The following is a 14,213-nucleotide window of genomic DNA, read 5'->3' as shown; positions in this document are numbered from 1 at the left end:
GTCCCAGACTTGACGAGGTGCCCCATGAGCGAGCCGATTCGCCTGACCCAGTACAGCCACGGAGCCGGTTGTGGTTGCAAGATTTCCCCCCAGGTCCTGGAGGTCATCCTGGCCGGCAGCGGGGCGCAGAACCTCGATCCCAAGCTGTGGGTCGGCAACGCTTCGCGCGATGATGCGGCGGTCTACGCCATCGACGGTGAACGTGGGGTGGTTTCCACCACCGACTTCTTCATGCCCATCGTCGATGATCCCTTCGATTTCGGGCGGATTGCCGCCACCAACGCCATCAGCGATATCTACGCCATGGGCGGCGATCCCTTGATGGCCATCGCCATCCTGGGCTGGCCGGTGAACGTGCTGGCCCCGGAAGTCGCCCGTGAAGTGATCCGCGGCGGGCGCTCGGTGTGCGACGCGGCGGGCATTCCCCTGGCAGGCGGGCACTCCATCGATGCCCCGGAGCCGATCTTCGGCCTGGCGGTGACCGGCCTGGTGGAAAAACGCTTCATGAAGCGCAACGACACCGCCACCGCCGGCTGCCTGCTGTACCTGACCAAGCCCCTGGGGATCGGCGTGCTCACCACCGCCGAGAAGAAGGGCAAGCTGCGCGATGCCGACGTTGGCCTGGCCCGGGACTGGATGTGCACCTTGAACAAGCCCGGCAGCCATTTCGGCAAGCTCGAGGCGGTTACCGCAATGACCGACATCACCGGCTTCGGCCTGCTCGGGCACCTGGTGGAGATGGCCGATGGCAGTGGCCTGACCGCGCGTATCCACTATGACCGGGTGCCGCGCCTGCCCGGGGTGGAGTACTACCTGGACCAGGGCTGCGTGCCCGGTGGCACCCTGCGCAACTACAGCAGCTACGCCGACAAGGTCGGGCGGGTGCAGGAGCTGCACAAGCGGGTGCTGTGCGATCCGCAGACCAGCGGCGGCCTGCTGGTGGCGGTGACGCCTGAAGGCAATGCCGAATTCCTTGCCCTGGCGGCGCAGTTGGGCCTGGAACTGGCGCCTATCGGCGAGCTGTTGGAGCGACAGAGTCACGCGGTCGAGGTGTGCTGATGTCCCTGGACTACACCGATTACCGCGAGATATTCCTCAACGACCGGCCGATGATGGACACCCGTGCGCCGATCGAATTCACCAAGGGCGCCTTTCCCGGGGTGCTCAACCTGCCGCTGATGACCGACCAGGAGCGCCAGCGGGTCGGCACCTGCTACAAGCAGCAGGGCCAGCAGGCGGCGATCGTCCTCGGGCACCAATTGGTGTCCGGGGCGATCAAGGCCGAACGTATCCAGGCCTGGGCCGATTTCGCCCGGGCCCATCCCGATGGCTTGCTCTACTGTTTCCGTGGCGGCTTGCGTTCGCAGATCGTCCAGCAGTGGCTGCGCGACGAGGCCGGCATCGACTACCCACGGGTGGGCGGTGGCTACAAGGCCATGCGGACCTTTCTCCTGGACACCGTGGAGCAGGCCATGCAGCAGTGCGACTTCGTGCTGCTGGGAGGCATGACCGGCACCGGCAAGACCCAGGTTCTGGGGCAGTTGGACAACGCCCTCGATCTGGAAGGCCATGCCAATCACCGGGGTTCCAGTTTCGGCCGGCGCGCCACCGGGCAGCCGAGCAACATCGACTTCGAGAACCGCCTGGCGGTGGACCTGCTGAAGAAGCGTGAGCGTGGCGTGCAGGGCTTCGTCGTCGAGGACGAGAACCGCATGATCGGCAGCTGTGCGTTGCCGCTGCCGCTGCACCAGGGCATGCAGCTAGCGCCGATGATCTGGCTGGAGGACCGCCTGGACCAGCGGGTGCAGCGGATTCTCCAGGACTACGTGGTGGACCTGTGCGCCGAGTTCGTGGCCGTGCATGGCGAGCCGGGTTTCGCGCTGTTCGCCCAGCGCCTGCTGGAAAGCCTGAACAAGATCCACAAGCGCCTGGGCGGCGAGCGCCACCAGCGGTTGCTGGCGCTGATGCAGGAGGCCCTGGCCGAACAGGAGCGCAGCGGCGTGGTGGAGTTGCACCGGGGCTGGATCCAGGGCCTGCTCAGCGAATACTACGACCCGATGTACGCCTTCCAGCGCGAGAGCAAGGGCGCCCGGATCGAGTTCGTGGGCGACCAGGCCGCAGTGCTCGATTACCTGCGCCAGCGCCGCCCTCTGTAGCGGCTGTCGAGCCTGCGAGGCTGCGTCCGAGGACGCAGTCCTCGCAAGATCCCGTTCTGGCGGGCGCTGCACGTCTGGTCGCCGCCTCGCTGGCGCTCGATAGCCGCTACAGGGCGTCTTTGCGTTCCTGGCCAGAGCCCTCAAGGACCTCAAGGCTCTGTTCGATGGCTGCCAGCAACTCCTGGGCATGTTCCGTCTTGAAGACCAGGGGCGGACGTATCTTCAAGACATTGCCGAACGGCCCGATTCGGTTGACCAGGATGCCCCGTTGCCTGAGGGCCTCCACCAATTGCCCGGTCTCCCAAGTGGCGGGTTCCCGGCTGGCATGGTCCGATACCAGTTCCAGGCCGACCCATAATCCCTTGCCGCGGATATCACCGATCAACGCATGCTTTGCCGCAAGCTCGGCCAACCCCCGGCGCACCAGCGCGCCAACGGTGCGTGCGTTGTCCATGAGCCCTTCGTCTTCGATCACATCCAGGACTGCCATCGCCGCGGCTGCCGCTGTCGGCGAGGCGGCGAAAGTATTGAAATAGAACGTCTTGTCGCGAAAGCCATCCAGCAGTTCGCCCCGGCTGACCACGGCCGCCACTGGATAGCCGTTGCCCATGGGTTTGCCCAGGGTGACGATATCGGCGGTGATGCCCATGGCCTGGTGGCCCCACATGCTGCCGGTGCGACCGAAACCCGCCTGGACCTCATCGATGATGACCAGGCCGCCCGCATCGCGGACCAGGGCGCATGCACGTTCGAGCAAGGTGGCCGGGATCCGTGGCAGGCCCTCGTTGGCGAAGATCGGACAGAAGATCATGCCGGCCAGGCCCACGCCCGTCGTGTCGAAACTCTCGATCTCATCCTCGATCTGCGCCAGGTAGGCCTGGATCAGCGCTTCGCCCACCAGCCCGCCCAGCGGCCGGTAGATCTGCGGGAAGGGGACGCTCCTGACTTCATCGAAGCAGTGCCGGTTGCGGTGTATCAGGGGCGAGACCTGCTCCACCGCTGCCGTGTTGCCGTGGTAGGCATGGCTGCTGCAGATGATGCCTCGGCCCGAACCACGCGTGCGGGCGATGCGCAGGGCCTGGTCGTTGGCTTCCGAGCCCGAGCAGGTATAGAGCACCTGGTCAAGACCGTTGGCGAAGGTCTCCAGCAGCCGCTGCGAGTAGTCGACTATGCCCTGGGTCAGGTAGCGGCTATGGACATTGAGGGTGTCGTTCTGCCGGGCGATGGCTTCGTTGACCCTGGGGTGGCAATGCCCGACCACCTGGACATTGTTGTAGCAGTCCAGGTAGCGCCGGCCATCTTGCCCATAGAGGTGCACGCCTTGTCCCCTGACCAGATGCAGGGGCTCGTCGTAGAACAGCGGCGCGGCGCCCATGGTCTTGCGGCGGCGGTCCAGCAGGTCGGGGGCGTCGGTCATGGTGATCTCCTGCGATGCACGCAACGGGGTTGTCAGATTCCGCGCAGGGCTCGCCCCGCGAGGTATCTGCTGGCGAATTCGACGGCGCTGGCGCTGTACCTCCCATGCATTTCCAGGGCGAGGTCGGTGCAAGGATGCGAGCCGGCCCAACCCAGGACGACTAGCGTGCGGAACATCATCAGGGTCGGGATCAGCGCCAGATGTTCCTCGCCCAGTGTCTGGACCTGGCGATAACCGTCGATCCAGGCTGCGATGATCTTCCCGATATCCGGATGGTTCTCGAGAAAGGTCACCGAGGAAGCGAGGTCGTACAGGTACCAGCCAAAGCCGCTGTCATCGAAGTCCAGGACCCGGGCTCGGCCTTGGTCGACCAGCAGGTTCGACAGGCGAAAGTCGGTATGGATCAGGCCGAAGCGGTCAGGAGCCTTGCCGTACCGCTCCAGGTGCTGGCACATCAGGTGCTCGGCTTGCTCGAGGATCTCCAGTCCTGGTGCATGCGGGCTGAACCCCGCGCGCCAGTGGCCCCAGATCGGCGCATCGCCGAAAGCGCCCTGGTAATCCCAGACCTGGCGTTGGAAAAAAGCCGGGCGTTGCCATTGGCGTGAGTGCCGGTGCATGCGCGCGGTGATGCTTCCCAATTGTCCGAAGGCGTCGAGCAGGTTGTCCGGCTCGGGCGCGGAACCCGGGATGAAGTCGAACAGCACCAGCATCCTCGGCGTTGTCTCGGGCTCGAGCATCACCTGCTGCACCAACTGGCGATCGGTACCGGAGACGGCGATCGGCGTTTCGATCCCAGCGTCGTCGCGCAGCGCGCGCATCCAGGCCAGTTCGGAACGGACCGCAGCCAGGCTGTGGTAACCCTGGCGATGTACCCGCAGCACCCAGCGGCGATGGTCGCAGCTCACCAGGAACATGGCGTTCTCCGACAGGCTGAGCAGATGCAACTGTGCGTCCTGGGCGATGTTCCAGCGCGGCAGAGCCATGCGCGCCACTTGGGTCAGGTAGTCCTTGCGTACAAACTCATTGGCGGCATTCATGCAAGCCCCCTTGTTATTTTCATGGGCGGTGCTGGAGGCGCTCATGGACCCGCAGGTTCCAGGGTGCGCCCAAGCCTGCACTGCAAACGCTTCCCATCATGAAATGGAGCATCGGTGAGCGTTAGCGGATATCGGCAAGTTTGCGCGCGCCTGGCAATGGCCCTGTCTCGGGACGGTCGCTATCGTCCTGTGGGGCTCAGCGCGGCCGGTGCAGGGTCTGCGAGGGCAGCTCGCCGAACATCCGCTTGTAGTCCGCGGTGAAGCTGCTCAGATGCCAGAATCCCCAGGTGCAGGCGATGTCCTGGACCTTGGGCTTGTGTGTCGTACTTTGCCGCAGCGCGCGGCGTACCTGGTTCAAGCGCACTGCACGCAGGTAGTGGACGGGATTGGTGCCCATGATTTCCTGGAAGCACGTCTGCAGGGTGCGCCGGCTCACGCCGATCATGGCGCACAGCTCGGCGATGGTCGGCGGTTCCTGGGGCGATTCGAGGATGTATCGCTTGGCGCGTTCGACGATGAGCTTGTGCTGGAGTGTCCGTTGATTGCCCTCGTAGCGGTTGTCCTGATGCGAGAAGGCTTCTAGCAACGATGTCACCAATGTATGGCGCAGGCCCTTGCGCACGGCGGGGTAGGCGAGCAGTTCGGGGGCAAATTCGAACACCCGCGCCAGCGCTTGCAGCAAGGCGCGCAGTTCCATGAGCCTGGGGGCGTTGCTGGCCAGGCAATGGCTGCCGCCCAGGACGGACTCCAGGTCGAAACCGTCGAGGGCGAGCGACAGCTGCGAGAGTTTTTCGGCGCTCAGCACAATGGATATCACGTCGAGGGTAGGCGGGGTGCGATAGTCCAGCTCCTGCCCTGGTCCGAGAGTGACCGGCGCAGCGGCTTCGATGACTTGGGTGCCGAAGCGCGCCGCGCCGGACTGTACCATGGGAATGCCGAACACCCGCGCACCGCTCCAGGAGTAGCCCATCTGGTGCAGGCAGAGGTTGGAGCGCTCGCGGATGACCTGGATATCGTCGATCCAGCATTCGGTGAGGCTGCCGTGGTAACGGCCAGGACTGAGTTGGTCATAGCGCTGATCCCAGCCGCAGACGCTGGAGGCCAGCTCATCGATATCACTGGTCGAATGGCTGCATACCTGCACCGCTTGCTCTACACCGGGTTCATCGTTCATGCCGTCACCCATGGCGCTGCAGAAGGTTTCTCAACCTAGCGCCGATGGCACCACGCCTGGTAGCAAAAATTGGCAAACCCGGTAGCCGCTGTCGAGCCCGCGAGGCTGCGCACGAGGGTGCAGTCCTCGCCAAACCGGCCGATGAGTATTGTCTGGATGAGCGCGGTGCTTGCTCTTGCGGGCGCTGCGTTCCGGTCGCCGCCGGCGCTGGGCAGCGGCTACAAAGGCGGTTCAGGCTTGCAGCGGCGGTAGGGTGCCTAGCAAGGCGACGGCCGCCACGGCGGCGATGCCCAGCAACCACTCCAGGCCCACGCTGCGGCGCAGGCTGTCCAGGCGCTGGTCGCAGCCCCGGGTGCGCAAGCGATTGAACAGGGCCAGGGCCAGCATGCCGACCACCAGCAGGGCTTTCACCAACAGCACCAGGGCGAAACCGCTGAACAGCGGAGTCGGCCACCATTGGCCAGTGAGCATCCGTACGTTGACCAGGCCGCTGGCCAGCAGGCCCGCCACCAGCACGTAGCCCACGCCGCTGAAGCGCCGCAACAGTGGCTCCAGGGACGCCTGCGGTTGGCGCAGGACCATCAGCAATACCAGCAAACCGCCCAGCCACAGGCCGACGCAGCCCAGGTGGACGATCTGGTTGAGAATCAGCAATTGCCCCTTGAGGCCATCGAACATGGCGCCGTGGCCCACCGGGGCCAGGGTGCCCAGGAGCAGGGCGGCCAGCCCCAGGCGTAGCGGCAGGGAACGGCCCAGGGGTGTCAGCAGCAGGCCCAGCAACACCAGGTTGAGCGCCAGGTGCCAGGTCCAGACCTGGCCGAAGAACGTCTTGCCCAGGACCAGCCATAACGTCGCCGGGTCCAGGGCGACGGACCAGGAACCGGCCATGCTGGCGCTGATCAGCAGTAACCAGGCCAGGCCGCTGCCAAGCCCGACCAGGGTCAGCCCGCGGGCCACGCGGTCCAGCCGCCGCTGCACGACTTCATGGCCTCGGCCCAGCAGCAGCGGGCGCAAGCCCCAGGCCCCGACCAGGGTCAGGATCGCGGCGAAATGCACGAAGCGGCACAGCACCAGCCATGACGCCACGGGTTACGGGCTCACCTTGAAGCTGTAGCTGCCTTCGCTCTTGTGGGTGTCCACCGACACCGCGTGCCATTGCACCTTGTAGCTGCCGGCCGGCAGCGGAGCGCTGGCGGGGGTGACGACCAGGGTCTTCTTGTCCGCGCCTTCGGTGGCCAGGCCCTTGAGCGCGACGGGGGTGCCGTCCTTGCTCAGCTCGACCTTGGTGAAGGCCGCTTCCACGCCCTCGCTGAATTCCAGGCGCAGTTCGCTGGGGGCGCTGGCGCTGCTGTCGGCGGCGGGCGTGGTGGTTTCCAGGTGGGCGTGGGCCAGCGCCGAGCCGGTGGCCAGCAGGCAGGCGAGAAGGGCGGAGGTGGTGCAGAGTGTTTTCAACGACATGGCAGGTTACCTCTAGAAAAGCCAGGGAGCCGGCGCCGCTGGGGCGCCGGTTTGGTTCAAGCGTCTTGCAACTGCATGTGGATGATGGGGTACGGCTTGCCTTCGCCATCGGTTTGCGAGCGACCGTAGTCGACGAACCCGTAGTGCCGGTAGAAACCGTGGGCCTGGGGGTTCTGCTCGTTGACATCGACCTTCAGGCCCGGCTGCCGGACCTGATCCAGCAACTGGCGGCCGATGCCCTGGCCACGCTGGGCCGGTTCGATGAACAGCATTTGCACGGTGTCGTCGCCAATGGCGATGAAGCCGCCGGGCGTGGCATCGGGGTTCTCCCAGACCAGCACTTGCAGGGCCGGCAGGTAGCTGTCACGTATCAGCGGGTAGAGGCGCTGGATGTCGTCTTCGCTGATGAAGTCATGGGTGGCGCGTACCGAACGCTCCCAGAGCGCGGTAAGCAAGGCGTCGTCCGCAGCGACGCGAGGGCGAATCTTCATGGGGATGATCCATCTTGGTAACTGATTAGATGGCCGGCGGTAGGGTAGGGCCGGCATTTGGGCAGAGACCTGTATGCCCGTGTCGCGAATCAACGCTTGGACGGAGCACTGCAGTGACGGCTGCAAATGAGCGGGAGGCCGATCCTACCCAAACAGGCCGGCCAGCGAAACCCCGAAGGCATCTTTAATGCCGCATGGGCAAGAGCCCCAGCTCGACCAGCTTGGCGTCGGTCGTTGCGGTTTTCGTTAGATGTTGTGCGTTGCCTTCATCCATGACCCCGGGGCACGTCACGATGATGCTGCCTTGGGTCGAGGTTGGGCGCAGTTCATCCACCTGGGGGAAGTCCTGCGCCGACAAGGGCTGGGGGCAGTAGCCGATCCAGCCGATGGTTTGCCGGTCTGCGAAGGTTCGTTGCCGGCGGTAGTAAGCGTTGGGGGCCACCACGCCCCAGGCGATCTCCGGCCAGAACTCAAGCGCCGTGCTGATCAGCTCCACCAAGCCTTGCCGTGGATTTTGCAGGCAGCGGACCAAGGTCCCGGCATCGGAAAACTCGAGGCCCGTGGGCAGCGAACCTCTGTTCCTTGCGTGGTACTTGAGTGAAAGCCCGCCTTTGAGCGGGTCGGATATCCCGTTCCAGAGCACAAAGCTCATGTCATTGATGGCGAAGTCCTCATCCTTCCAGGACTGCACTTCGCGGACAAAACTGGCTTCGTCGAGCAGCACCTCATGCTCCAGGCCCTTGTTGCGGCTGTCAGCGCACAAGAACCAGTGCTTGAGGATGGGGTCGATCCTGCCGATCTTGCGCAAGAAACCAAGGCTTCTCTGGATCTGGAGGTGCTCCGGGACTTGAGCGATTTTCTGCCTGTCGAAACTCAAATTGAAATTGAAGCGCTTGAATTCGTCCATGAGGTCTCCGTAAGGATGCTCCCTGCCTGTTGGGGCAAAGCGTTGTCGCGTGAATCGCTGGGCGGCGAGTCGTCTCCTCGGCCCAGGGTACGGGCGGGCTGCGCCAGGGCGTGATTTAACATGAAAAGGCGAGCAGGGTGTGGTTCCCATGAATCAGTCGCCACGTTTATGCAGGCATGGCACTGGCACCGGTGATCTGTGTTGTTTCTAGCGGGCAAGCAAGCCGGTTTTCTCGGCAGTGCTTGAGTTAGAAGTGCTCCTAGCAGGGTGCTAGTCTTGCCGCAGACTGTTTTCGTAGGAGCCCTCATGGGCAATCACAAGATCGAGATTCGTCGCAACAACGTGGAAAAGATCCTGCTGGGGGCCGAGAAAGTCTTCGCCGAAAAGGGCTACGCCGGCACCGCCATGGCCGACATCGCCGAAGAGGTACAACTGCCGCGTTCCAACCTGCATTACTACTTCAGCACCAAGCACGAGCTCTACAGCGCGGTGTTGCTGGACCTGCTGGAAGTGTGGAAGCAGGACGCCCTGTGCTTCGAGATGTTCGACGACCCGCGGGTGGTGCTCAGCAGCTACATCCGCGCCAAGATGCAGCATTCGCGCAGCCGCCCCCACGGCTCCAAGGTCTGGGCCAACGAGATCATGCATGGCGCGCCAAGCTTGGGCACCGCGTTGGACGAGAGCTTGTACGACTGGGCGAAGATGAAGGAAGCCAAGATCCGCCAATGGGTCGAGGACGGGCGGATCCTTGCGGTGGAACCCTCGGCTCTGCTGTACCTGATCTGGGCCTCGACCCAGCACTACGCCGACTTCGACCACCAGGTGAACATCCTCAACGACCACCAGCCGCTGTCGGATCTGCAATTCGAACGGGCGGTGCAGACCGTCACCAGCGTGGTCCTGCGCGGTATCGGCCTCGAACCATAGAGGCAGCGGCAAGCGGCAAGTGAAAGCAAGCTTCAAGCTAGGAGCTTGAAGCTTGCGACTTGCTGCTTAGAACTTGCCGCTTGTGGCTGCTTCCGTGGTCTCGCGGTGAGGGTTGCGGGGGTCGTGCAGCCAGTCGAGGAATGGCTTGCCGGTCTGCTGCGGCACCATCTCGATGCAATCCTGCACCGGGCAGGTGATCTGGCACAGGTTGCAGCCCACGCATTCGTCGTCGATCACCTCATATTTATGGGTGCCGTCCGCTTGCCTGAGGCTGGCGATGGCCTGGTGCGAAGTGTCTTCGCAGGCGATATGACAACGGCCGCAACCGATGCACGCCTCCTGGTCAATTTTCGCGATCACCTGGTAGTTGATATCCAGGTACTTCCAGTCGGTGGTGTTGCCCACCGCCCGCCCGGAGAAGTCCTGCAGGCTGTGGTAGCCCTGGCTGTCCATCCACCGCGAGAGGCCATCCTGCATCTCGTCGACGATACGAAAGCCATGCAGCATCGCCGCCGTGCACACCTGTACCGCGCCGCAGCCCAGGGCCACGAACTCCGCGGCATCGCGCCAGTTGCCGATACCGCCGATGCCGCAGATCGGCAAGCCACGGGTCTGCGGGTCGCGGGCGATCTCGGCCACCATGTTCAGGGCGATCGGCTTGACCGCCGAGCCGCAGTAGCCGCCGTGGGTGCTCTGGCTGCCCACCATCGGGTGGGCCACCATGCGCTCCAGGTCGACGCTGGTGATGGAGTTGATAGTGTTGATCAACGACACCGCATCGGCCCCGCCACGGTGGGCGGCGCGGGCCGACTGGCGGATGTCGGTGATGTTCGGCGTCAGCTTGACGATCACCGGCAGCGAGCAGTACGTCTTGCACCAGCGGGTCACCTGCTCGACGTACTCCGGCACCTGGCCCACCGCTGCGCCCATGCCGCGTTCCGGCATGCCGTGGGGGCAACCGAAGTTCAGCTCGATGCCATCGGCGCCGGTGGCCTCCACCAGCGGCAGGATGTATTTCCACGAATCCTCGACGCAAGGCACCATCAGCGAGACGATCAGCGCCCGGTCCGGCCAGTCCTTCTTCACCTGGGTGATTTCCCTGAGGTTGATCTCCAGGGAACGGTCGGTGATCAGCTCGATGTTGTTGATCCCCAGCACCTCGCGGTTGGCGCCGAAATGCGCCGAGTAGCGCGACGACACGTTGACCGCCGCCGGGTCTTCGCCGAGGGTTTTCCAGACCACGCCGCCCCAGCCCGCCTCGAAGGCGCGGACCACGTTGTAGGCTTTGTCGGTGGGCGGCGCGGAGGCCAGCCAGAACGGGTTGGGCGCCTTGATTCCTGCGAACACAATCGACAGATCGGCCATCACGCAGCCTCCACGTTGAGCATGAGTTGGGCATGCATGGCCTCGGCGGCCAGCTTGCCGTGCTGCACGGCCTGGACGGTGAGGTCCTGGCCGAGGCTGGTGCAGTCGCCACCGGCGTAGACTCCGGGAATGCTGGTGCGCAGTCGCTCGTCCACGGCGATGCGTTCGCCGCTGCGCTTGAGCTCCCGGGCCAGTGGATCGCCCAGGCTGGTGCTGTCGAACGCCTGGCCGATGGCCTTGAAGATCGCGTCGGCGGCCAGTTCGAAGGTTTCGCCGGTGGTCTGCAGGCGGCCCTCCACCAGTTGGGTGCGGGCAAAGCGCATGCCGCGCACCCGGCCCTGGTCGTCCAGCAATACCTGCTCGGGAGCGGCCCAGGTCAGCAGCCGCACCTGGTTGGCCTTGGCTATGTCCTGCTCATGGCCGGTGGCGCCCATGTCGGCGGCGCCACGGCGGTACACCAGGTTGACGTCGCGGGCGCCGAGGCGCGCCATCTGCACCGCCATGTCGATGGCGGTATTGCCGGCGCCGATGACGATGCAGCGCTCGGCCAGGGGCAACTGGCCAAGGTCGTTGGCCTGGCGCAGCTCGCGGATGTAGTCGGTGGCCGCCAGCAGTCCGGGGGCGTCCTCGTGCTCCAGGCCCAGGCGCTTGCTGGCCGCCAGGCCCAGGCCGAGGAATACCGCATCGAACTCTTGGTGCAGTTCGCTCAGGCTCAAGTTGTCGCCCAGTATCTGGCCATGGCGGATCTCGATGCCGCCGACGTCGAGCAGGAACTCCAGTTCGCGCTGGGCGAAATCGTCCACCAGCTTGTACTTGGCGATCCCGTATTCGTTGAGGCCCCCGGCTTTTTCCCGGGCCTCGAAGATCACCACCTCATGGCCGTGCAAGGCGCTGCGGTGGGCGCAGGACAGCCCGGCCGGGCCGGCGCCGACCACGGCGATACGCTTGCCGGTGGCGGCGGCGCGCTGGAACGGATGCTGGCTGAACTGCGCGTTGTCCAGGGCGTAGCGCTGCAGTTGGCCGATCAGCACCGGCGCGCATTCCTGGGCGTTGTTGCGCACGCAAGCCTGCTGGCACAGAACCTCGGTGGGGCAGACCCGGGCGCAGCTGCCGCCGAGGATATTCGCCGCGAGGATCTTCTGCGCCGCGCCCTGGACGTTGTCGGTGTGGATGTGGCGGATGAACGAGGGGATGTCGATCTCGCTGGGGCAGGCATTGACGCAGGGCGCGTCGTAGCAGTACAGGCAGCGCGAAGCTTCCAACTGCGCCTGGCGTGGGGTCAGGGGTGGCGCCAGGTCGCTGAAATGCTCGGCGAGGGTGGCGCCGTCCAGGGTCGGACGGGGCAAGTGGTTCAGGGTCTGGATCACGGTTCTGGCCTCAGGTTTTTTTATCGAATGCCTCTGATGGGCATTGTTTTTCAGCGATGGAGCGGTTATCGCGCTGACCTCTGATTCGCTGCCTGTTTCTGTAGCCCCAGCGGGGTTGCGATCGGCAACGCAGTTGCCGCAAAACCTGCGCTTGCGGTGCGCCAGGGAGAACGCGATAGCCGGGTTAGGGCGCGCTTCGTCGGAACGCCGCCCAACCCGATCGCAGCCTCGCCAAGGCTCGGCAGCGGCTACAGGGCTACAGGTTCAGCGTTTGACGGCAGTCGGCTTGTGGGCTTCGGCGCGCTTGTTCAGCAGGTCGAACACCGTCGGGTAGGGCGGGCGCTCGACGTAGCGCCCGGCGCCGCGCTCGGCCCGCAGGTCGCCGTCGGCCCACACCAGCCGGCCCTGGCTGATGGTGTGGCTGGGGATGCCACGCACGGTCTTGCCTTCGAAGATGTTGAAGTCCACCTGCTGGTGGTGGGTCTTGGCGGAAATGGTCCGGGTGCCGGCCGGGTCCCACAGCACCAGGTCGGCATCGGCGCCGACGCGGATCGCCCCCTTGCGCGGGTAGAGGTTGAAGATCTTGGCGGTGTTGGTGGAGGTCAGGGCGACGAACTCCTGCATCGACAGACGCCCGCTGTTGACCCCTTCGTGCCACAGCACGGCCATGCGGTCCTCGATGCCGGCGGTGCCGTTGGGGATCTTGCTGAATTCCTCGCGCCCGGCGGCCTTCTGCTCGGCGCAGAAGCAGCAATGGTCGGTGGCGGTGGTGTGCAGGTTGCCCGATTGCAGGCCATGCCACAGCGCCTCCTGGTGGCCGCGCGGGCGAAAGGGCGGGCTCATCACGTAGCCGGCGGCGGTCTGCCAGTCCGGGTCGCGGTACACGCTGTCGTCCAGCAGCAGGTGCCCGGCCAGCACCTCGCCGTAGACCGGCTGGCCCTGGGCCCGGGCATAGGTGATTTCGTCCAGGGCCTCGCGGGTGGACACGTGCACCAGGTACAGCGGCGTGCCCAGGGTCTGGGCGATGCGGATCGCCCGGCTGGCGGCTTCGCCCTCCACCTGGGATGGTCGCGACAGTGGATGGGCTTCCGGCCCGGTGATGCCCTGGGCCAGCAGCTTGCGCTGCAGGTGATACACCAGCTCGCCGTTCTCGGCGTGCACCGTGGGCACCGCGCCCAGTTCCAGGCAGCGCTCGAAGCTGGCCACCAGGGTGTCGTCGGCGGCCATGATGGCGTTCTTGTAGGCCATGAAATGCTTGAAGCTGTTGACCCCGTGATGCCGCACCAACTCGGCCATTTCCTCGCGCACCTGCTCGCTCCACCAGGTCACGGCCACGTGGAAGCCGTAGTCGCTGGCCGATTTCTCGGCCCAGCCGCGCCACTGGTGGAAGGCCTCCAGCAGCGATTGCTGCGGGTTGGGAATCACGAAGTCGATGATCGAGGTGGTGCCGCCGGCCAGGCCCGCCGCCGTCCCGCTGAAGAAGTCCTCGCTGGCCACGGTGCCCATGAAGGGCAGTTGCATATGGGTGTGGGGATCGATGCCGCCGGGCATCAGGTACTGGCCGCTGCCGTCGAGCACTTCGCAGCCTGCGGGAATGTCCAGGTGAGTGCCGATGGCTCTAATCAGGCCCTCTGCGCACAAGACATCGGCTTTATAACTTTCATCATGGGTAATAACGGTGGCGCCACGGATCAACAGAGACATTCCGAGTTCCTCGCAGGCATGACCGGCTGCTTGCCGGTTCTAACTTTTTATTGAACGCACTGACAACTAAACAATCCTGTCAGTGGTGTCAGGATTAAACGCTAGTCTTACTTCAAGGAAACATCAAGAATATTTTTTATAAGCTTATATTCAATATAACTAATTGAAATTTAACGATAAAAAATACAAATCCCAGAAACTGTGCAGGCG

13 protein-coding genes are annotated in these 14,213 nt (G+C 64.6%); 3 read left to right on the top strand and 10 right to left on the bottom strand.

From position 1 onward, the window contains the following. Positions 1–24 precede the first annotated feature (24 nt). Both selD and mnmH read left to right on the top strand, forming a co-directional pair. Positions 25–1,059 carry a selenide, water dikinase SelD gene (gene selD / locus CAG11_RS11395; protein ID WP_085596387.1) on the top strand — a complete coding sequence of 345 codons (1,035 nt, stop codon included), beginning with the start codon at positions 25–27 and terminating at the stop codon, positions 1,057–1,059. Then, positions 1,059–2,156 (top strand): tRNA 2-selenouridine(34) synthase MnmH, encoded by a 1,098-nt coding sequence (gene mnmH, locus CAG11_RS11390; protein WP_085596386.1) that lies wholly within the window; start codon positions 1,059–1,061, stop codon positions 2,154–2,156. The genes selD and mnmH overlap by 1 nt, the downstream gene beginning before the upstream one ends. Before the next feature lie 106 nt (positions 2,157–2,262). On the opposite strand, the gene CAG11_RS11385 is transcribed toward mnmH, so the two are convergent. From CAG11_RS11385 to CAG11_RS11355, 7 genes are all read right to left on the bottom strand, one after another. After that, positions 2,263–3,573, bottom strand: a complete 1,311-nt coding sequence (locus tag CAG11_RS11385; RefSeq protein WP_085596385.1) for an aspartate aminotransferase family protein — start codon at positions 3,571–3,573, stop codon at positions 2,263–2,265. A 32-nt stretch (positions 3,574–3,605) separates the two neighbouring features. Next, positions 3,606–4,610 (bottom strand): phosphotransferase enzyme family protein, encoded by a 1,005-nt coding sequence (locus tag CAG11_RS11380; protein WP_158091414.1) that lies wholly within the window; start codon positions 4,608–4,610, stop codon positions 3,606–3,608. A gap of 196 nt (positions 4,611–4,806) precedes the next feature. Then, positions 4,807–5,784: a helix-turn-helix domain-containing protein gene (locus tag CAG11_RS11375; protein WP_158091413.1), complete on the bottom strand. Its 978-nt coding sequence runs from the start codon at positions 5,782–5,784 to the stop codon at positions 4,807–4,809. A 231-nt stretch (positions 5,785–6,015) separates the two neighbouring features. Then, positions 6,016–6,870: a copper homeostasis membrane protein CopD gene (copD, locus tag CAG11_RS11370; protein WP_085596382.1), complete on the bottom strand. Its 855-nt coding sequence runs from the start codon at positions 6,868–6,870 to the stop codon at positions 6,016–6,018. Positions 6,871–6,873: 3 nt separating this feature from the next. Further along, the gene (gene copC / locus CAG11_RS11365) at positions 6,874–7,242 is read right to left on the bottom strand and encodes a copper homeostasis periplasmic binding protein CopC (RefSeq protein ID WP_085596381.1); all 369 of its coding nucleotides are present in this window, start codon (positions 7,240–7,242) and stop codon (positions 6,874–6,876) included. Between the two features lie 56 nt (positions 7,243–7,298). Next, a complete protein-coding gene (locus CAG11_RS11360; protein WP_085596380.1) occupies positions 7,299–7,733 on the bottom strand; it encodes a GNAT family N-acetyltransferase in 435 nt (144 codons plus the stop codon). A gap of 184 nt (positions 7,734–7,917) precedes the next feature. Continuing rightward, entirely contained in the window at positions 7,918–8,640 is a 723-nt protein-coding gene (locus tag CAG11_RS11355) for an Imm52 family immunity protein (protein WP_085596379.1), read from the bottom strand. Positions 8,641–8,946: 306 nt separating this feature from the next. Between CAG11_RS11355 and CAG11_RS11350 the strand changes: the two genes are divergently transcribed. Next, positions 8,947–9,567, top strand: a complete 621-nt coding sequence (locus CAG11_RS11350) for a TetR/AcrR family transcriptional regulator (protein WP_085596378.1) — start codon at positions 8,947–8,949, stop codon at positions 9,565–9,567. Positions 9,568–9,633: 66 nt separating this feature from the next. On the opposite strand, the gene preA is transcribed toward CAG11_RS11350, so the two are convergent. From preA to hydA, 3 genes are all read right to left on the bottom strand, one after another. Then, on the bottom strand, positions 9,634–10,935 hold the full coding sequence (gene preA, locus CAG11_RS11345; RefSeq protein ID WP_177409111.1) for an NAD-dependent dihydropyrimidine dehydrogenase subunit PreA: 1,302 nt from the start codon (positions 10,933–10,935) through the stop codon (positions 9,634–9,636). Beyond that, complete coding sequence (locus CAG11_RS11340; protein ID WP_085596376.1) at positions 10,932–12,299, bottom strand: NAD(P)-dependent oxidoreductase; 1,368 nt, start codon at positions 12,297–12,299, stop codon at positions 10,932–10,934. Before CAG11_RS11340 ends, preA begins: the two co-directional genes overlap by 4 nt. A gap of 264 nt (positions 12,300–12,563) precedes the next feature. Beyond that, positions 12,564–14,003, bottom strand: a complete 1,440-nt coding sequence (gene hydA, locus CAG11_RS11335; protein WP_085596375.1) for a dihydropyrimidinase — start codon at positions 14,001–14,003, stop codon at positions 12,564–12,566. Between the last annotated feature and the right edge of the window lie 210 nt (positions 14,004–14,213).

Source organism: Pseudomonas sp. B6(2017) (assembly GCF_002112765.1).
Lineage (GTDB): Bacteria > Pseudomonadota > Gammaproteobacteria > Pseudomonadales > Pseudomonadaceae > Aquipseudomonas > Aquipseudomonas piscis.
Note: the sequence above shows the minus strand (reverse complement) of the source record. Positions and strands in the feature narration are given on the sequence as shown.

Excerpts from the sequence above, each read along its gene's own strand:
- selD (WP_085596387.1), top strand. The coding sequence starts at position 25 with ATGAGCGAGCCGATTCGCCTGACCCAGTACAGCCACGGAGCCGGTTGT.
- mnmH (WP_085596386.1), top strand. The coding sequence starts at position 1,059 with ATGTCCCTGGACTACACCGATTACCGCGAGATATTCCTCAACGACCGG.
- CAG11_RS11385 (WP_085596385.1), bottom strand. The coding sequence starts at position 3,573 with ATGACCGACGCCCCCGACCTGCTGGACCGCCGCCGCAAGACCATGGGC.
- CAG11_RS11380 (WP_158091414.1), bottom strand. The coding sequence starts at position 4,610 with ATGAATGCCGCCAATGAGTTTGTACGCAAGGACTACCTGACCCAAGTG.
- CAG11_RS11375 (WP_158091413.1), bottom strand. The coding sequence starts at position 5,784 with ATGAACGATGAACCCGGTGTAGAGCAAGCGGTGCAGGTATGCAGCCAT.
- copC (WP_085596381.1), bottom strand. The coding sequence starts at position 7,242 with ATGTCGTTGAAAACACTCTGCACCACCTCCGCCCTTCTCGCCTGCCTG.
- CAG11_RS11360 (WP_085596380.1), bottom strand. The coding sequence starts at position 7,733 with ATGAAGATTCGCCCTCGCGTCGCTGCGGACGACGCCTTGCTTACCGCG.
- CAG11_RS11355 (WP_085596379.1), bottom strand. The coding sequence starts at position 8,640 with ATGGACGAATTCAAGCGCTTCAATTTCAATTTGAGTTTCGACAGGCAG.
- CAG11_RS11350 (WP_085596378.1), top strand. The coding sequence starts at position 8,947 with ATGGGCAATCACAAGATCGAGATTCGTCGCAACAACGTGGAAAAGATC.
- hydA (WP_085596375.1), bottom strand. The coding sequence starts at position 14,003 with ATGTCTCTGTTGATCCGTGGCGCCACCGTTATTACCCATGATGAAAGT.